This window comes from Arthrobacter sp. 01T419, from assembly GCF_056398865.1.
Window position 1 is genome coordinate 36,080 of the sequence record NZ_JBFTQF010000006.1, and the last position, 17,786, is coordinate 53,865.

Annotated in this window: 20 protein-coding genes; 17 read left to right on the top strand and 3 right to left on the bottom strand. The window is 65.1% G+C overall.

What is annotated here, in order from left to right:
• Positions 1 to 2 precede the first annotated feature (2 nt).
• Together flgK and AC1DLO_RS11470 are read right to left on the bottom strand one after the other, a co-directional pair.
• A complete protein-coding gene (flgK, locus tag AC1DLO_RS11465; RefSeq protein ID WP_476890014.1) occupies positions 3 to 1,424 on the bottom strand; it encodes a flagellar hook-associated protein FlgK in 1,422 nt (473 codons plus the stop codon).
• A gap of 33 nt (positions 1,425 to 1,457) precedes the next feature.
• Positions 1,458 to 1,958, bottom strand: a complete 501-nt coding sequence (locus AC1DLO_RS11470) for a flagellar protein FlgN (protein WP_476890015.1) — start codon at positions 1,956 to 1,958, stop codon at positions 1,458 to 1,460.
• Positions 1,959 to 2,250: 292 nt separating this feature from the next.
• Between AC1DLO_RS11470 and AC1DLO_RS11475 the strand changes: the two genes are divergently transcribed.
• The 16 genes from AC1DLO_RS11475 (at position 2,251) to AC1DLO_RS11550 (ending at position 15,537) form a co-directional block, all read left to right on the top strand.
• Positions 2,251 to 3,087, top strand: a complete 837-nt coding sequence (locus tag AC1DLO_RS11475; protein WP_476890016.1) for a flagellin N-terminal helical domain-containing protein — start codon at positions 2,251 to 2,253, stop codon at positions 3,085 to 3,087.
• A 140-nt stretch (positions 3,088 to 3,227) separates the two neighbouring features.
• Positions 3,228 to 4,613, top strand: coding sequence for a flagellar filament capping protein FliD (gene fliD / locus AC1DLO_RS11480; protein WP_476890017.1), 1,386 nt, complete (start codon positions 3,228 to 3,230; stop codon positions 4,611 to 4,613).
• Between the two features lie 3 nt (positions 4,614 to 4,616).
• On the top strand, positions 4,617 to 5,048 hold the full coding sequence (fliS, locus tag AC1DLO_RS11485; RefSeq protein WP_476890018.1) for a flagellar export chaperone FliS: 432 nt from the start codon (positions 4,617 to 4,619) through the stop codon (positions 5,046 to 5,048).
• Complete coding sequence (locus AC1DLO_RS11490) at positions 5,038 to 5,328, top strand: hypothetical protein (protein ID WP_476890019.1); 291 nt, start codon at positions 5,038 to 5,040, stop codon at positions 5,326 to 5,328. Before fliS ends, AC1DLO_RS11490 begins: the two co-directional genes overlap by 11 nt.
• Positions 5,329 to 5,465: 137 nt before the next feature.
• Positions 5,466 to 5,807 (top strand): flagellar basal body rod protein FlgB, encoded by a 342-nt coding sequence (locus AC1DLO_RS11495; RefSeq protein WP_476890020.1) that lies wholly within the window; start codon positions 5,466 to 5,468, stop codon positions 5,805 to 5,807.
• The gene (locus AC1DLO_RS11500) at positions 5,807 to 6,199 is read left to right on the top strand and encodes a flagellar basal body rod protein FlgC (RefSeq protein ID WP_476890021.1); all 393 of its coding nucleotides are present in this window, start codon (positions 5,807 to 5,809) and stop codon (positions 6,197 to 6,199) included. Before AC1DLO_RS11495 ends, AC1DLO_RS11500 begins: the two co-directional genes overlap by 1 nt.
• Entirely contained in the window at positions 6,199 to 6,543 is a 345-nt protein-coding gene (fliE, locus tag AC1DLO_RS11505; protein WP_184738013.1) for a flagellar hook-basal body complex protein FliE, read from the top strand. Before AC1DLO_RS11500 ends, fliE begins: the two co-directional genes overlap by 1 nt.
• Positions 6,543 to 8,162 (top strand): flagellar basal-body MS-ring/collar protein FliF, encoded by a 1,620-nt coding sequence (gene fliF, locus AC1DLO_RS11510; RefSeq protein WP_476890022.1) that lies wholly within the window; start codon positions 6,543 to 6,545, stop codon positions 8,160 to 8,162. The genes fliE and fliF overlap by 1 nt, the downstream gene beginning before the upstream one ends.
• Positions 8,159 to 9,193 (top strand): flagellar motor switch protein FliG, encoded by a 1,035-nt coding sequence (gene fliG, locus AC1DLO_RS11515; RefSeq protein ID WP_184738010.1) that lies wholly within the window; start codon positions 8,159 to 8,161, stop codon positions 9,191 to 9,193. Before fliF ends, fliG begins: the two co-directional genes overlap by 4 nt.
• Entirely contained in the window at positions 9,183 to 9,797 is a 615-nt protein-coding gene (locus AC1DLO_RS11520) for a FliH/SctL family protein (protein ID WP_476890023.1), read from the top strand. The genes fliG and AC1DLO_RS11520 overlap by 11 nt, the downstream gene beginning before the upstream one ends.
• Positions 9,794 to 11,125 carry a FliI/YscN family ATPase gene (locus AC1DLO_RS11525; protein WP_476914477.1) on the top strand — a complete coding sequence of 444 codons (1,332 nt, stop codon included), beginning with the start codon at positions 9,794 to 9,796 and terminating at the stop codon, positions 11,123 to 11,125. The genes AC1DLO_RS11520 and AC1DLO_RS11525 overlap by 4 nt, the downstream gene beginning before the upstream one ends.
• On the top strand, positions 11,122 to 11,577 hold the full coding sequence (gene fliJ / locus AC1DLO_RS11530) for a flagellar export protein FliJ (protein ID WP_476890025.1): 456 nt from the start codon (positions 11,122 to 11,124) through the stop codon (positions 11,575 to 11,577). The genes AC1DLO_RS11525 and fliJ overlap by 4 nt, the downstream gene beginning before the upstream one ends.
• Positions 11,574 to 12,251 (top strand): C40 family peptidase, encoded by a 678-nt coding sequence (locus tag AC1DLO_RS11535; protein ID WP_476890026.1) that lies wholly within the window; start codon positions 11,574 to 11,576, stop codon positions 12,249 to 12,251. The genes fliJ and AC1DLO_RS11535 overlap by 4 nt, the downstream gene beginning before the upstream one ends.
• Complete coding sequence (locus AC1DLO_RS11540) at positions 12,251 to 13,855, top strand: flagellar hook-length control protein FliK (RefSeq protein ID WP_476890027.1); 1,605 nt, start codon at positions 12,251 to 12,253, stop codon at positions 13,853 to 13,855. The genes AC1DLO_RS11535 and AC1DLO_RS11540 overlap by 1 nt, the downstream gene beginning before the upstream one ends.
• Positions 13,856 to 13,871: 16 nt before the next feature.
• Positions 13,872 to 14,318, top strand: coding sequence for a flagellar hook assembly protein FlgD (locus AC1DLO_RS11545; RefSeq protein WP_311770534.1), 447 nt, complete (start codon positions 13,872 to 13,874; stop codon positions 14,316 to 14,318).
• 46 nt (positions 14,319 to 14,364) lie between these two features.
• Positions 14,365 to 15,537 (top strand): flagellar hook protein FlgE, encoded by a 1,173-nt coding sequence (locus AC1DLO_RS11550; RefSeq protein ID WP_476890028.1) that lies wholly within the window; start codon positions 14,365 to 14,367, stop codon positions 15,535 to 15,537.
• A gap of 165 nt (positions 15,538 to 15,702) precedes the next feature.
• On the opposite strand, the gene AC1DLO_RS11555 is transcribed toward AC1DLO_RS11550, so the two are convergent.
• The gene (locus AC1DLO_RS11555; protein WP_476890029.1) at positions 15,703 to 16,398 is read right to left on the bottom strand and encodes a TetR/AcrR family transcriptional regulator; all 696 of its coding nucleotides are present in this window, start codon (positions 16,396 to 16,398) and stop codon (positions 15,703 to 15,705) included.
• Positions 16,399 to 16,508: 110 nt separating this feature from the next.
• Between AC1DLO_RS11555 and AC1DLO_RS11560 the strand changes: the two genes are divergently transcribed.
• Positions 16,509 to 17,555, top strand: a complete 1,047-nt coding sequence (locus AC1DLO_RS11560; protein WP_476890030.1) for an NAD(P)-dependent alcohol dehydrogenase — start codon at positions 16,509 to 16,511, stop codon at positions 17,553 to 17,555.
• Positions 17,556 to 17,786 lie beyond the last annotated feature (231 nt).

A 17,786-nucleotide genomic window follows, 5' to 3' on the forward strand; every position in this document is an offset into this window, starting at 1 on the left:
CTTTACCTTCCCACCAATCCGGTGTGATTGATCAGGACATCGAGGGCTTCGTCTACTGCGGTCATCGCCCGTGCAGCCGCCTGGTAGGCGTGCTGGTTGGTGAGCAGGCTGATGTTTTCTTCGTCGAGGCTGACCGACGCGCCTGAGGAACGCTGCCCGACGGCGGCCGCGCTCGCGGCGTCGGCGAGCTGCTCGTGCTGCTGCGCCGAACGGGAAACAGCGCCGATGCCGGTCACGATCCCGGCCCAGAACGCGTCGGGTGATCCAGGCGAGGCACCAAGCTGGGCCACGGCATCAGCAATTTTGCCGTCGAGGGCGCCGGAACCTGGAGCGCCGGTAGCGATCCCCGCGGCGCTGGTCGGGACCACGCCGAGGGATAGTGCCGCGGGGATACCCGGGGTGGTGGTGAAGAAATCGAGGTTGGTGGCGCCGGTGGTGGATTGCCCCGTGCGGTGAACGGCGTTGACGTCGTTCATGAGTTTGGTGGCGAAGGCGTTGTAGGAAGCCGCGGCCTCGGAGATGGTGCCTCCCGTCCCTCCAGCTGCGGCGGGAGCGAGGAGGGATACCGCACCGGCGAGCTTTCCGCCGTCGAGGGGAACGGCCGCACCGGGTCGATCGGCCCATTCCAACTGCACTGCTGAACCGGGCGCGCCCATGGTCGTTTGGCCCGCCAAGGTGAGATCGCGGTGCGAGGTGCCGGAGACGATGGCGTTGCCTCCGACGAAAACATCCACCGTCCCATCGGTGTTTTCCCGGATGGTTCCCCCGGCCAGGGATGCGATGGTTTCAGTCACTTGGCTGCGGGCATCGATCAGCTCGTTGGCAGAGCCTCCCGAGGCCGTCACGGAGCGGATGGTCGCGTTGAGTCCTGCGACCCGGGCCGCGGCATCGTTCAGCGTGGTGACGGTGGTTGCCGCTTCCCCACGGACGCGCGTCCATTGGGAATCCAAAGCCCGGTAGCCCGTTGAAACAGTCGCGGCGAGGGTTGCGCCGGACTGAAGCACCGCGCCAGCCGGCGCTGCCTCCCCGGGATGGTTGGAGACTCCCTGCCATGAAGACCAGAAGGCCTGCAGCGCCGTCGAAATCCCGGCAGCCCCGGGCTCGTTGAGGGACCCCTCTATCCGCTGGAGTTCAGTGGACCTCAAGCCGGCGTAGCCGGCTTGAGCGGCAGTGGAACGCACGCCGGCGTCGAGGAAGCTGTTGCCGAGACGGGCGATCCCGTCCACTGACACGCCTTGGCCGGCCTGCGCTCCGGCGGCACTGAGACCCGTTCGGACGGGTGAACCGACGGCCGATTGTTCGATGCGTTGCCTCGTGTAGCCGTCAGTGCCGGCGTTGGCGATGTTCTGCCCGGCAAGGTTGATGCCCTGCTGCGCTGCGGTGAGGCCCAGGTAGGCCGTGTTGAGTCCGCCGAATGTGCTCACTGCTTGTCCTTTGGTGGTCCGGCCGGGTTTCGGTCAGAGTTGCTGGTCGAAGAGGCGGGACGGGGCGGGTTCCCCGGTCCTGCCCTGGGAGCCCGTCCGGCCGTGGGAGTCATACGTCCCGGCCGCCGGCTTCAGGTCCGCCATGGTTTCCTGGGTGGAGCGGACGGCGGCGCGCAGGAACTGCTCGTTGGAATCACGCAGCTCCTTGATGTTGGCGGTCTGCTGCTGCATGGCGTACAGGTGTGCGGACAGGACATCAGCCCAAGCTTCTTCCGGGGCGGCAGTGGCCAGCTCGCCTAGCGAGGACTCGGCAGACAGGCCCCATTGCTCAGCCACCGCCGCTACTTCCACAGCCCTGGCCAGACCGGCCTTGGACAGGTGTTCCAGGACCTGTTCCACTTCCCGCGTGCCATGCGGCAACCAGCGGGATTTGCCTGCTGTGAGGAGGAGCTGCTCTTCCTCCAGCTTGAATGTCAGCAGATCCAGTAGCTCACGTTCTCGCCACAGCAGGGCCGACAGTTCATGGATGGCCATGGCGGGTCAACTCCAGTTCCGGGTTGGTTTTTGGGTGCGTTCCCGCGAGAAAGCACTTCCCCCGTGCCTTCATCGCGCTAAAGACAACTATCGGCCGCGCTGCTCCATGCGTTAGGAGTCGTTCAAGCATGATTTGTGCGCTTTGTCCAGTCAAACGGCAGTCGGTCGATTTGTGTGCTGCAGCAGATTCCTAGCGGGTTTTTGCTAACCACAGGCTTCCCGGTTCCGATAACCAGAAGTGACAGGCCACGGATGGCCTGGAAGTAGAAGACCCAATCACGGAGGAAACACCATGGGCATGGCAATCAACAACAACCTGATGGCTAACAACGCATACCGCAACCTCAACAACACGCAGAACGATGTGTCCAAGTCGATGGAGAAGCTCTCCAGTGGCCTGCGCATCAACCGTGCAGCCGACGACGCAGCGGGCCTCGCGATCTCGGAAGGCCTGAAGTCCCAGGTCAGCGGCTCGGCAGTTGCCTCCCGCAACGCGCAGGACGGCATTAGCCTCATCCAGACCACTGAAGGCGCACTGGGCGAAGTCACCTCCGTCCTCCAGCGCATGCGGGACCTGGCTGTCCAGGGCTCGAACGATACGAACAACGCAGCGTCCCGCACCGCGATCAAGAAGGAAGCCGACTCGCTGGGCAAGGAACTGGACCGCATCACGCAGTCCACGAACTTCAACGGCATCAACTTGCTCCAGGCTGGATCGAAGAACATCCAGGTGGGCACCGGTGGCACTGCCAACGACACGATCTCGGTAAACCTCGGCGACGTGGCGACGGCAGCCGGCACCCTGTCCTCCAACACGGGCGCCACCGGCTTCGACGTCACCTCGAACGCTGCTGCCCAGACCACGATCACTGCGATCGACGCCGCCATCACGGCTGTCTCTGCCCAGCGCTCCGACCTCGGTGCCAACCAGAACCGTCTGGAGCACGCGGTCAAGACCCTGAACGTCTCCGGTGAGAACCTGCAGGCTGCTCAGTCCCGTATTGCCGACACCGACATGGCTGCGGAAATGGTCAAGTACACGAAGGCCAACATCCTGTCCCAGGCAGGCACGGCCATGCTGGCCCAGGCGAACCAGTCCGGTCAGGGTGTTCTTTCCCTCCTGCGCTAAGCCCTCCGGGTAAAGGACAACTTTTAGCGGAACTGCGTTAGCTCCAACGGCGGCCAAGACGGGCAACTTGCTCCCTTGGCCGCCATTGGCATCCGCCCGATGGCCGCTTACGGCATTCACAGACCCGGAAGGAACGTCCCGTGGGAACTTCGATTGATGGCCTCGCCAGTGGCTTGAACACCACGTCCATCATCAACTCGCTCATGAGCGTCGAAGCGCTGCCGCAGACGCAGCTCAAGACGAAACTGGCCTCGGACCAGACGATGATCTCCACCTTGCAGTCCTTCAACACGAAACTGGCGGCGTTGCGCGATCTCGCCACCGGTGACTCCGCGGCGAATGCCCTGAACTTGTTCACAGCAAGCACGACGTCCCCCTCCGTTACCGCCACGGCAACTACCTCAGCTACTGCCGGCTCCGTTGATTTGACCGTCACACAACTCGCCCAGACCCAAGTGGATGTCACCGCTGCCATGGCCACCTGGCCGGTTGACGGGACGGGCGCCCCCGCACACCTGACGCTGGTGGACTCCACGGGGAAACAGACCGAGATTGTTCCCGCCAGCACGTCCCTTGACGACGTCGTTACGGCGATCAACAACGCTTCCGGCGGAGCCCGCGCTGTGAAAGTCCCTGCGGGTAACGGCAACTACCGGCTTCAGCTGACGGCCACAACCTCTGGCGCGGCTGGAGCCTTCACTGCGTACCAAGGAACGGCGGCCCAAGTGACCGCCGGAACTGCCACGGACCTGATGGCTGATCCTTCAGCCGCCGTCGTGAAGGCCGCCCAGGACGCCAAAGCGACCCTGTACGCAGGCACCGCGGCCGCCCAGACCGTGACTTCTTCGTCGAACACGTTCACCGATCTCCTGCCAGGCGTGTCCGTGACCGCGACCGCCGTGACAGCGGCGCCCGTGACTGTCACCATCACCAGCGACACCGCCGGGATCGCCAAAAAGGCGGGGGACCTCGTGGCCTCGGTCAACGATGTGCTGGGGTTCGTCTCGATCTACAGCGCGGTCAGCAGCAAGACGGACGCCAATGGAGTGACGGCTCCGACGGGCGGGATATTCACCGGCAACAGCAGCGTCCGCGCGGTCAACGACCAGGTCCTCACGGCGTTGGCGATGCCCGTGAACGGGCAGTCCCCGTCTGCTTACGGAATCAACATCACCAAGTCCGGCGACTTCACCTTCGACTCCGCCAAGCTCGCGACGGCCTTGGCGGCGGATCCTGCCGGGACCCAAGCCGCCCTCCAAACAATCGCGTCCCGGGTTGCCGACGCCGCAACCGCTGCGACCGACCCGTTCAGCGGTTCCGTCACTGGCCTGATCAAAGGACAACAGGCCGAAGTAACAGACCTCGGCAACCAAATCTCGGACTGGGATCAACGCCTGGCAAGCCGACGTGCGACGCTGCAAGCCGTCTACACCAACATGGAGGTCCTGCTCGGAGGGCTCCAATCCCAGTCCTCGTGGCTCTCCGGACAGATATCCAGCCTTCCCAAGTCCTCGACAGGAGCGTAAAGCATGACCTCCACAGCCCTCCGCGCCAGCCAGCTTTCCCGGTATAACGACGACGCGGTGCTTTCTGCCCCGCCGGCCCGCTTGCTGACCATGCTGTATGACCGGCTGCTCCTGGACCTGAACCGAGCCCAATTCGCCCAGGAGAACGCCAATTGGGGCGTCGCAAGCGAAAACCTGTTGCACGCCCAGGCGATCGTCACGGAGCTGTCCTCCACCTTGAAGACCGATGCGTGGGATGGCGCCTCCGGGCTGTTGGGCATCTATCAGTACTCGATGGAAGCCATGATCGGGGCCAACATCTACCGGGACGTCAACCGGACCAAGGAATGCATTGCGCTCCTGGAACCGCTCCGGCAAGGCTGGCACGAGGCTGCCTCGCAACTGTCTGTCCAGGGCTCTGCAGCCAGGGCGAACGGCACGCTTGGTGTCGGCTGATCCAGTTCGGGAATGGTCGGAAATTTTCGACCGGCTTGAAGCTGACATCGCCCTGGCTGTTTCCGGCGGTGAACCCATGCCCTGGGATCCCCCCGCCGGGGCTGGTCCCCTTCCGGTGGAACTGGCTGGTAGGGCGCGGCGGATCCTCGATGCACAGCTGGAATCCATGACCATGCTCGGCAAGGTCCGCAACGACGCTCTCGCACATCTGGATGCCCTCAGTACCGTCCCGGAAGCCCGGAATTCCGCGCGCCCGCTGTTCCTTGACGTCCAAGGCTGAAGAGAAAGCATCGAAAACAATTCCCACGATCGGCTAACGGATTCCCCGCACGTGCCGATGGTGGAAGTTGAGYAGGGATTGCTCGATGCGCGGCCACGGATCGGCCTCTTCATATCTATTCGCGAAGGCAGGCCGTCGTGTTCGATTCAGTGACTTCTGTTGCCCTTGGTAGCGCGCTCGACGGGCTGACATTGCGCCAGCGCACCATCGCCAACAACATCGCGAACATCAACACACCGAACTACCACGCCAAAAGGGTCCAGTTCGAAGATGCGCTCGCAGCCTCCGTGCGTTCGGGTGACGGATACGCCGCGTCCACGATCTCGACGTCGCAGGAGCCCACCCAGCTCAATGGCAACAACGTGAACCTCGACACCGAAACGCTCTCCACCATTGACACGGTGCTCCGATACCAATTCGCGGCCCGGGCCGTCGGCAACGAATTCACCGCCCTTCGCACAGCCATGAGGACCAGCTGATGACTTTTGATGCGATTGGCATTGCCGGCTCTGCCCTGACCGTGCACCGCAAGTGGCTTGACGCCGTCTCGGACAACCTGGCCAACATGAATACCGCGACCCGCAGCAGTGCCAAGGCGTTCCAAGCCCGCTACATCGAGGCCGCCGAGGGTAGCGATGGAACCGGCGTGTACGTCAAGAGCACCCCACAGGGCAGTGCAACAGGCAGGCTCGTGTACCAACCTGATCATCCGTTGGCTGATGCCCAAGGCTATGTCCGCTACCCGGATATCGACCTCGCCGAACAGATGGGTTCGCTGATTGTGGCCCAACGCGGTTACCAGGCCAACGCCCAAGTGGTGGACCGTGCCCGAGAGACTTACCTTGCAGCGCTTGAGATAGGAAAATCCTGATGGCATTGGACCCGATCGGTGCAATTCAAGGCGCTGGCGGCGGGCTTGGCGTGCGGGGTGTCAGCGGCACCGGCTACGCAAATAGCGGGGGCAATGTCAGTGGAGTCACTGGGACGGCGGACGGCAACGGTTTTGCTACTGCACTGACCGGCGCAGTGGACAACCTCCAGTCACTGCAATCGACATCGAACCAGTTGGCAGTCTCCGCAGTCACGGGCAACCTTGATGACATCCATAAGGCGACCATCGCGGCAACGCGCGCCCAGATCACCATGGAACTCGTGGCCACCGTACGGAACAAGGGCGTTGATGCGTTCAACGAGATCATGAGGATGCAGGCCTGATGCCTCCGCAGATTGCCGCCTTCTTTCGCAAGCTCGGCGATGGATTCAAGGGGTTCACCGCCGGGCAACGCACTGTCGCCATCATCGGCATCGCTGTCTTGGTCCTGGGCGGCGTTGCCCTGTCAGCATGGTTGGGCAAGCCGTCCTACTCACCCCTGTTCTCCGGATTGAAGGACACGGACGCCAACGGGATCGTGGAGCAGCTGCGCAAGGACAATGTCCCGTATGAGCTCAGCAATGGGGGTTCCACCATCCTGGTTCCCGACAACAAGGTCAACGATGAACGGCTGAAGGCGGCCGCAGCGGGCCTCCCGGCGGCCGCGGCCACGGGCTATTCGCTACTGGACAAGCTCGGGGTGACCTCATCCGAGTTCCAGCAATCAGTCACCTACAAGCGCGCGCTTGAGGGCGAACTCGCTTCCACCATCCAGGCCATGGATGGTGTCAAGACCGCAGCCGTGCAGCTCGCCATTCCGGCAAAAACAGTATTCGTGGACAAGACACCGGACGCCACGGCATCCGTGTTCGTCGAAACACAGCCGGGCGTGACCCTGTCCGCAGACAAGGTCCAGGCGATCGTGCATTTGACGTCCGCTTCAATCGAAAACCTGAAGCCAACGAACGTGTCCGTGGTGGATTCCCAAGGTAACGTCCTCTCCACTGTGGGAGGCGGAGCCACGGGTTCCTCGTCCAAACAAGCCGCCGACTACCAGCAGCGCACGTCCGATTCGGTGAAAGCCGTCCTGGACAGGGTGGTGGGACCCGGCAACGCCACCGTTGCCGTCGCCGCCGACGTGACCGCAGAGTCCGCGCAACAGCGCAGTGAGACGTTCTCCACCGCCAAGGACGCTGTTCCGCTGAGCGAGACCACCAAGACCGAGAAGTACACGGGGACCGGCGGCGGTGCCTCCGGCGTCTTGGGACCGGACAACATCGCCGTGCCGGGCGGCACCAACGGCAACGGAACCTTCGATTCCAGCGACACCACCAAAAACAACGCGGTCAACAAGGTCACCGAAGACCGCACCATTCCGCAAGGTGCCGTGAAGCGCCAAACCATTTCCGTCGCCATCAACCAGTCCGCGGCGGCGGGACTCAACGTCAACTCGGTCAAGGCGTTGGTCACGTCAGCCGCCGGCATCGACCCTGCGCGTGGCGACGTGGTCACGGTTGAAGTGTTGCCCTTCGGCACGTCGGCTGCGGACGCAGCGGCCCAAGCGCTGGGCTCGGCCAAGGCCCAGGCCGACGCCAAGCAACAATCGGACTTGATGAATACGCTCATCCTGGCTGGCAGCATCCTGCTGGCAGTGGTTGCCCTGATCGTGCTGGTGCTCATCCTCTTGCGGCGCAGGCAGCAACGCGAGCCTGTTGATCTTGGTGAGCGGCTTGACTACGAGATGCTTCCCCACGCCGTCACCGCACCGGCGCTCGAAGGACCTCCCGCGACGACGGCGATTGAATTGCCGCCGGTGCATCCCGTTCCGGCCTTGCCGATGGCGGGAGCCGAAGCGCTCGACGGCGAGCGACGGCGCGCACAGATTGAAGCCATGGTCGCCGAGAACCCGGCCCGAACCGCCGAGTACCTGCGCGGGCTCATGGACGAAAAGCAGCCGGTATGAGGGCCGCAGAGCTCGGATACGAGGTGAGCGCCTTGACTGGTGCCCAAAAGGTGGCCGTGGTGCTCATGCAGATGAGCCCGGCCAGCGCAGCCTCGGTCATGACGCAGTTCTCAGAGTCTGAGGCTGAGGACATCGCCGCGGAGATCGTGCGCTTGCGCCGCGTCTCATCAGCTGTGGCGGACCACGTCATGACCGAGTTCCACGAACTTGCGATCAGCGGACGCCGGACAGCCCGCGGCGGCCAGGAATTCGCCGTCGGGCTCTTGGAAGCCTCCTTCGGTGCGGACAAAGCAGCAGGCTTCATGGACCGTCTTGCGTCCACCATGGCCGGGAAGTCCTTCGAATTCCTGGAAATGATGGACTCTGGGCAGCTCCTGGCGCTGATCGACAGCGAAATGCCGCAGACCATTGCCTTGATCCTGGCGCACTTGCGGCCCGGCAAGGCTTCCGCGGTCATGGCAGGTCTGGGTGACGTCCAACGGAGCGAGGTGGCACGTTGCATCGCCACGATGGGAATGGCGTCGCCGGAGGCCGTGGGAATCGTGGCCGAAACCCTCAAAGTGCGTGCCGGTGCGGTCATGTCGCAAAGGAAATCGAGCGAGATCGTCGGTGGGATCCAACCCCTCGTAGACATCATCAACCGATCCGACGTCAACACGGAACGCTCCGTGCTGGACGGTTTGGAGACCCTCGACCCGGAGCTGGCCACCGAAGTTCGCGCCCGGATGCTGACCTTCGTGGACATCGTAAAGCTGGAACGCCGCGACATCCAGCAGATCCTGCGCGGAGTCAATGCCGAAGTGCTCGCCGTCGCCATGAAGGGTGCGCCCGCCGTGGTGCTGGAGGCCGTGCGCACTAACGTGTCCGGCCGCAATCTCGAAATCCTCGAAGCCGAGATGGCCTCCGCCGGGCCGGTGCGCGCGTCCCAGGTTGAAGAGGCCCGTGCAGAGATTGTCCGTTCGATCCGTGAATTGGAAGCCGAGGGTGCAATCGTGGTCCGGCGCGGCGAGGAGGACGACTATGTCTACTGAGGCTGAGCTCCAAAGGGTCGTCTTCCCCGACATCCTGCCAGCCACTCGGTCCCTCAAGGAGGACCGGGGCTACACCCAAGGACACGCGGCGGGTTACGCTGCGGGGATCCAGGCTGCGGCGCTGGAACAGCAGCGCCTCCGAGAAAAACTCCAATCCGAGCACCGCGCAATGCTCGACGCCGGGCGGCAGGCGGTTGCGCACGCTGTCCGTGCGCTCGAAGCCTCCGCCGCCGCGTCCCGGCAACACCGCGGCGTTGCGTTGGAAGAAGCGCAAGACGTGCTGGCGGCCAGCGCGATTGAGCTTGCCGAAGCCATCCTGGGCTACGAACTCGACAAGGGCCAGGACACTGCCCGCGCCGCCCTGGCCCGCGCCCTGGGCACTGTGTCCGGTGCGGAAACCGTGACTTCCGTCCGCCTCCACCCGGCAGATCTTGCCGCGGTGGCCGCCGTCGACGTCGTGGACGTGGCCGGCGTCGAACTCAAAGCCGATCCGTCGCTCAAGCCAGGGGACGCGATCGCGGAATATCCGCAGGGTTGGCTGGACGCCCGGCTCAGCACCGCGTTGGACAGGGCCAAAAGGGCGCTGCTGGGGATTGACGCATGAGCATCACCGAGTACCGGCCGCACGCAGGCCGATTCGGCGCGGCGCTCGCGGCCGCGGCCCCGCAACGCGTGGGCACGGTAACGTCCGTGCTTGGCCTTGGCCTGGAGGTCTCCGGGCTGGACTGTGCCGTGGGGGATCTGGTGATGGTGGGCGATGCGCCCGGGCTCGACGCCGAAGTGGTCGCGTCGCTCAGTGGTGCCGTGCGCTGTATGCCGCTGGGACGGCTGGCCGGAGTTGCGGCAGGAGACGCGGCACGTGCCAAGGGCAGCCCGATCCTGGTCCCCACCGGACGCGGTCTGTTCGGGCGCGTGGTGGATGGGCTCGGGCGTCCGATCGACGGCAAAGGCCCACTGCCCGCCAGTCCCATGGTCTCCTTGGACAACGAAGCGCCGTCGGCCATGCACCGCGCCCGGGTGGACACCCCATTGCAGACCGGCGTCCGCGTCCTGGACACGATGGCCACGCTCGGCCGCGGACAGCGTATGGGACTGTTCGCAGGCTCGGGTGTTGGCAAATCCTCGCTGCTGTCCATGATCGCCCGCGGCACGGATGCCGAGGTCTCCGTGATTGCCCTGGTGGGGGAGCGCGGCCGCGAAGTGCGCGAATTCCTGGAGGACGACCTTGGCCCCGAAGGCCTCGCACGTTCCGTGGTGGTTGTTGCCACGTCCGATGAGCCCGCCCTCATGCGCCTGCGTGCAGCAGTGACGGCCACCCGGATCGCCGAATCGTTCCGCGACGCCGGACAGGACGTGGTGCTTATGATGGATTCGCTCACCCGCGTAGCCATGGCCCAGCGCGAAATCGGCCTGTCCGCCGGTGAGCCGCCCGCCACCCGCGGTTACCCGCCGTCGACCTTTTCCGTACTGGCCCGGCTTCTGGAACGCGCAGGCACCGCCGAAACCGGTTCCGTGACCGGTATCTACACGGTGCTGGTGGACGGCGACGACCACAACGAACCGATCGCCGACGCCGCCCGCTCCATCCTGGACGGGCACGTGGTCCTGGACAGGAAGCTTGCTGTCACAGGGCACTTCCCCTCGGTGGACGTGCTCGGTTCAGTGTCCCGCGTGGCCTCCAAGGTCAACACCGCCGATCGCACGGCGCTCGCGGCATCCCTGCGCAGGATCCTCGCCGYGCGGCGCAGCGCCCAGGACCTGATCGACGTCGGTGCCTACCACCGCGGCAGCAATCCCTTGGTTGATGCGGCGCTGGACCACGAAACCGCCATCAACCGGTTCCTGCGGCAAGGCATGGACGAATCCACCCCGTACAGCGAGTCATGGCCCGAACTCTTCCGACTCTCAGCAAGCCTCGAAGGAGCCGCGTGAACCGTCAATTCTCCCTGGCCGGGCTCCTGCGCCTGCGCCAAACGCAGCAGGACGCCGCCGCCAGCGGACTGGCCCGCGCCAACTCCCGGACCGCATCCCTGCGATCCCGCCGAGCTACCGCCCGCGAGGAACTGGCCGAGTCCGCCGGAGCTGCTGGAAGCTCCGCCTCACTCTTGGCCATCGCAGCCTCCCGCGCGTCCGCGCAAAGCATGCTGGCCGAGCTTGACGCCTTGGCCGCCAGCGCGGAGGCAGACGCCGAACAGGCCCGCGCGGAATACACCGAAGCCAAGCGTCGCGCGGTGGGGCTGGAGAAGCTCGAAAACCGACACGGAGCCGCCTTCGAGGCTTCCGCGCTGCGCGCCGAACAAGGCGTGCTGGACGAGATCGCCTCCTCCGCATGGCACCGAAGTTCCTCACAGCCGGCTCCGGCAGCGCGGAAGGCCGGCTCATGAGCGTAACCGAGGCCATCGGCCGCATCCAGAGCATCGAATCGATGCTGCAGCAACTGACACAGGGCGTTCGTCCGCAGTCCACGGGGACGGCCGGAGGTGCGTCCTCCTCTGGAAGTGCGCCTTCATCCGCGGACACGGCGTCCTTCGCGCAGGCGCTGAGCACGGCCGTCGGGGATTCGACGGGCTCGGCGTCGGGCATTTCGCAACTCGCCTCTTCCTTGGGGCCCGGGAGCACCACGGCCCTCAGAGGTGTAGCGGGGGCGGGTGCGCTCTCGGGCATAGCCAGCGGCACGGCCACCGGCGTCACGGGTGATGCCGTAGTGGCCGATGCCAAGAAATACGTGGGAGTGCCCTACGTCTGGGGCGGCACGAACCCCGCCGTGGGCATGGATTGCTCCGGCTTCGTGCAACGCGTCTTCAAGGATCTCGGCGTCGATCTTCCCCGCGTGGTGAGCGATCAGATGCGGCAAGGCACCCCGGTGGCTACCTTGGCTCAAGCCAAACCCGGCGACCTGCTGGTCAGTTTCGGCGGCGAACACATCTCCATCTATCTCGGCAACGGTAAAGCGATCGACGCGCCCGTTCCCGGACAGACCATCCAGATCCGCGATGCGTGGGAGCAGCAGTCCAATCTGACCGCGATCCGCCGCATCGTCCCAGCGGGAGGCTCGTGATGCAGTTGCCCCCGGCCAGTGCCGCTTCGCCTCGTCTGCCGTCTTCCGGACCCGGGACGGTTTCGCATTCCGGCTCGCCCGCCGGTTTTGATGCCGTGATGGGCGGCGTGCTGGCGTCCGGTGCGAAGGCTTCGGGGAAGGCGCCCGAAGCGAAGGAACAGCCAGTGTCCGACGACGGCGGGCGGGGAAAATCTGCCGCCGACGGTTCCGGGACGGTTGCCCACCCTGGTGAATCCCGGCTTGGTGAATCCCCGCAGGGTGAACAGGGAGAAGCGAAGGACGCCAAAGGTTCGGCTGCTCCCGTGAGTGCGGCGGCCAGTGCAGGCGTATGTGCTCCCAGCGGACTCGCGATTGCCGGAATCGCGGCGGCGCAGGGGGTTGCGCCCGGTCCCGGGTCCGGATCGAGCGTTGTGCCAGGCAAAGAGGGTGTCTTCGCGGGAACGGTGCCGCTCGGGTCGATCGCGGGCACCTCGGCAAAAGGCAATGTTGCGGCCCTGGCCGGGGGCTCGGCTTCTGGCGGGCCGGGCTTGGCGACGCAGCCAACAACTCAGCCAGCAACGCTGCTGGAAAATGCAGGAGGTCCTTCGGGACCGGCAGGTGTTGCCACGCTTGCGGGAAGCACACTGTCCTCGGGGAACACAGCGTCTTGGGGGAGCACAGCAGCTTCCAAAACCCTGGAGGCTTCTGCCGCTCCGTCGGCGCCAGCGCTCCCGGCCGGAAACCCGGGCGCAGTCCAGCTGGCCACAGTCCAGCCGGGCACGGTTCAGCCGGGCGCAGTCCGGCCGGGCACAGTTCAGCCGGGCACAGTTCAGCCGGGCACGGTCCAGCCGGGCACAGCGCCGGCACCGTCAGTACCGTCGGTCTCGTCAGCTCTGATACAGCCAAGCACCGCGTCAGCCGCCAGCCCGGCCCCCGTCGGCACCAAAACTGCGCCCACCGCCACCGCAGCCCCGGCGGATGGGGCCGGCACCGCCGTCGTACTTCCTCCCCGGAAACCCGGGACGCAACAGGACCCCCAACAGCCCGGCGGTCAGGGTATCGTTGCCACGGCGGCCGGCACTCAGGCCGGATTTCCGGCCATCACGCAGCCGGCATCGCCCCTCCAGCAGGTTCCCTCGCCCGCTACTCCCGGCATGGCTACGCCGGCACCACAGGCAGATCCAGCCAAGCTGCTGCCCCAGGTAGCCGGACCGCTGTTCTCCCTTGCCGCAGCGGACCCGGGAAAGCACGTGATGACGCTGAGGCTGTCCCCGGAAGACCTGGGCCCCCTGACCGTCCGGGCACACATAGACGGCTCGGGCGTGCGGATCGAATTGTTCGCCCCCGGGGAGGCTGGCCGGGAGGCAGTGCGCAGCATCCTGCCGGAACTGCGGCGCGGACTGGGGGAATCAGGCTTCGGCGCCAGCCTTGACTTGTCCGAACACAACACCCCGGCCGATGCCGGGACGAGTGGCTCGGACGCCCGCAGTTCTGATACACGGGACCGGCGCCCGGCGGAAAGCCCGGCCTTCCCACAGGGCAGCGGCGGCGAGCCGGTTCGCCTGCCGCGGACCGCCGTCGTGCTTCCACGAAGCAGTACAAGCAGCCTGGACATTCTCGTCTGATGAAGGAGAACCAAGAGTGACCATCCAAGCCATCGCGGCAAACAGCGGAGTCCAGCCTGGAACCACCGCGTCTGGAACCACCGCGCCTAAGCCCGCGCAGACCATGGACTCGAGCATGTTCATGAACTTGCTGGTGACACAACTGAAAAACCAGGACCCCAGCGCGCCCATGGATACCAACCAGATGATGGGGCAGACCATCCAACTGTCCATGATGGAGAAAATGACCGAACTTTCCACCGGGGCCAAGGAGAGTTTCTCGCTCCAGATGCGCACTGCTGCGGCGCAGATCATCGGCCACAACATCAGCTACGCGCTCGCGGACGGAACCAAGGGATCCGGCGTTGCGAGCTCGGTTTCCTTCGCCGGGGGAGTCCCCACCGTGGCGGTCGGGGGTGTGAACATTCCGCTCGATTCCATCAGCGGGATGACCGCCGCGGCCTCGCCCGCACCCACCGCCTGACGCTCCACCAACTTCCGCCCCGAACCACCCGAAGAAAGGCCACACCATGCTTCGTTCGCTGTACTCCGGAATCTCCGGCCTCCGAGCCCACCAGACCATGCTGGATGTTACGGGCAACAACATCGCCAACGTGAACACGGCCGGGTTCAAGGCTTCTTCCACCCAGTTCCAGGACACCCTCTCCCAGATGACGCAGGGTGCCGGTACCCCGCAGACCGAGACCGGCGGCACCAACCCCGCCCAGATCGGTTTGGGCGTGCGAGTGGCCGCGGTCAGCACCAACTTCAGCCAGGGTTCATCGCAGAACACCGGGCGTGCCACGGACATGATGATCTCCGGCGACGGTTTCTTCATCACCAGCAAGGGCGGCCAGCAACTCTACACGCGCGCCGGAGCCTTCGACATGGACGCCGCCGGCCGCCTGGTGAGCCCCGACGGCGGCATCCTCCAGGGCTGGTCCGCCGTAAGTGGCGCCGTAAACGTGGGAGGTCCCACCGGGCCTATCGCCCTCTCGCCCAACACCACGGCAGCCGCCGTCGCCACCACCAAGACTTCGCTGGACGGCAACCTGCCGTCGGACGCCGCCGTCGGGACCAGCGTGGAGCGCCAGGTCAAGGTGTACGACGCCGACGGCGCCTCCCGCAGCCTGACCCTGACGTTCAGCCGCTCCGCGGCCGGCTGGGACGTGGCCGGGGCAGACGCCAACGGAGCCACAGGCAACTCGACGCTCGCGTTCACGAACGGCGCGCTGACGTCGGGCGGCACCATGACGGTGGGCGGGATCACGGTGGACATGACCGGCGTTACCGGCTTCGCGGCCATGAGCACACTCACCGTCGGCAGCCAGAACGGCTCCGAAGCAGGCAAGCTCGAGTCCTTCACCCTGGGTGGGGATGGCTCGCTCATCGGTTCGTTCAGCAACGGCAGCAAGCAGGTCCTTGCGCGCGTTGCACTCGCCCGCTTCACAAACCCTGGCGGCCTCGAGAAGGCGGGCAGCTCCACCTACGTGGCCAGCGCCAACTCCGGCGCCGCCCAGGTGGGCGCACCCGGCGACGCCGGAATCGGCACCTTGACTGCCGGTTCACTGGAAATGTCCAACGTGGACTTGTCCCAGGAATTCACCAACCTGATCGTGGCCCAGCGCGGCTTCCAAGCCAACGCCCGCATCATCACTACTTCGGACGAGGTTCTGCAGGAGCTGAGCAACCTGAAGAGGTAGCGGTTGGGCTCCTGGGCTTGGTGCCGTGTCACGCTGAGCACCTTTTCGGCGCCCAGCCTCCTCCCGAGCCCCGGGATCTCGGGATCGCGGCTGGATCAAAGCGCCAAAAGCCTGCTCGGCGTGACGCCGGTGTAGCCGATCATCCGCGTGTTTGACAGGACTTCGCTAGCGCTGCCCCGGACCTCCGCCGGTGACCGGAACCGATTGGCTGAGGCCGTCAAGGATGAGGTTTAGCCCGAAGTCGAATTCATCCCCGAAGTCGTAGCCGGGTTTGAGGACGTGTTCGGTGGCGATCTCCATCATGTGCGGGTACTGGCCGGTCGAAAAGCGCTCAACAATCGGCGTCGTAATCTCGGGGGCGGTGTCCCGGCCCTCGAAAGGCAGAGCCGCTTCCTGGAGCGCGAATCCGTAGATGTAGCTGTCGAGCAAGGCGTACGCATGGGCCGTCATCTTGACCGAGAAGCCCGCTGCCCTCAGGGTGCTGAGTGTCGCCTCGTGGTGGCGCAAATTAGCTTCACCTGGGGAGGAGCGGCTCTCCAGCAGCCCTACTGCCCACGGATGGCGTTTGAGCGCTGCGCGGACGGCGTGTGCCCTTCGGTGCATCTCCTCCCGCCACTCGCCTGCGGGGGATGGGAGTTCGATTTCGCTGAAGACGATGTCCACGATGCCGTCCAGAATCTCATCCTTGTTGGCTACGTAGTAGTAGAGGGACATGGGCTTCGTTCCCATGCTCTGTGCGAGCGAGCGGATGGTCAACGCGGCGATTCCCGACTCGTCGGCGAGATTCACTGCGCAACCGAGCACCCTTTCCCGGCTGAGCGGAAGGCGCCGTTCGGCGAGCGGCTGCGTCGTTGCTGGCATGGGGACTCCTTGGGCTCTAGCGGTTTAGTACATTGTACGATATTCTGTTTAGTACAGCGTACGAAACGTAACGTAGGCTGCGCACCCCAAATGTTGTGAAAGGAATGGCTATGACCTCTGGTCAGCAGGCTGCGGAGACTCCTCTTTCGGGCGGCTCGCCATCGGCGGAGCCGCAAGCGTCCTCTACGATGGGGGCCATTGTGCAGGAGGCCTACGGCTCCGCCGACGTCCTGCACATGGCGCAGATCCCCAAGCCGAAGATTGCCGAGAACGAAGTGCTTGTTCGGGTTCACGCTGCGGGCTTGGACCGCGGGACGTGGCATGTCACCAGGGGCCTGCCCTACGCACTACGTCTGGCCTACGGCATGCGAGCCCCCAAAAACCCTGTGCCTGGGCTGGACCTGGCGGGCACCGTCGTGGCGATCGGCGCGGCAGTGACGCGGTTCGCCGCCGGGGACCAGGTCTTCGGCGTCGGGAAGGGCTCTTTTGCCGAATATGCGACGGCCCGCGAAAGCCAGCTCGCCCGCAAACCGGCGAACATCAGCTTCGAACAGGCCTCGGTGGTCCCGGTTTCGGCCTGCACTGCCCTGCAGACCCTCCGCGCGGCCAGCCAGATAACCCCGGGACAGAAGGTGCTGGTCCTTGGTGCCTCGGGCGGAGTCGGCAGCTATGCGGTGCAGCTCGCCAAGGCGGCCGGTGCCGAGGTCACAGGCGTGTGCAGTACGGGCAAGATGGATCTGGTGAGCTCCCTCGGCGCCGATCACGTCATCGACTACACCAAGCAGGACTTCGCCGACGGAATTGAACACTATGACCTGATCCTCGATATCGCCGGGAACCCCACCCTGTCACGCCTCCGCCGTGCGCTCACCGCCACCGGCACCGCCGTCATCACAGGCGGCGAGGAAGGCGGTTCCTGGACAGGCAGTATGGACCGGCAGCTCCGCGCACTAGCGCTGTCCCCGTTCATCAGTCAGCGGCTCACCATGGTCTTTGCAACACAAGGCTCGGCGGACCTTGAGCACCTCGCCGGACTCATCGAAGCCGGAACCCTCGTTCCCGCCGTCGGCCGAAGCTATCCGCTGGAACAAGTCCCCGATGCGATGCGCTATTTCGACGCCGGGAAAGCCCGCGGAAAAATCGCGATCACCATCTAAGAAGCCAGGATCACGCCATGAATACCAATCCTGCCGGAACGTTCGCGCATTCCAACCCTCCAAGCGAGAAAATGAGTCCCGTGCACATGCTCGTCCTTATGCTGGGAGACCTGCTCGCCGCTGGCTCCTTTGGTGTCTTCGCCAACTCCGGGCCCGTCCTCGTAGGGATCGCCATGCTAGCGGTCGGGCTTGCTCTGATTATCGTCGGGGCTGCCGGACTCGGCAGGAGAA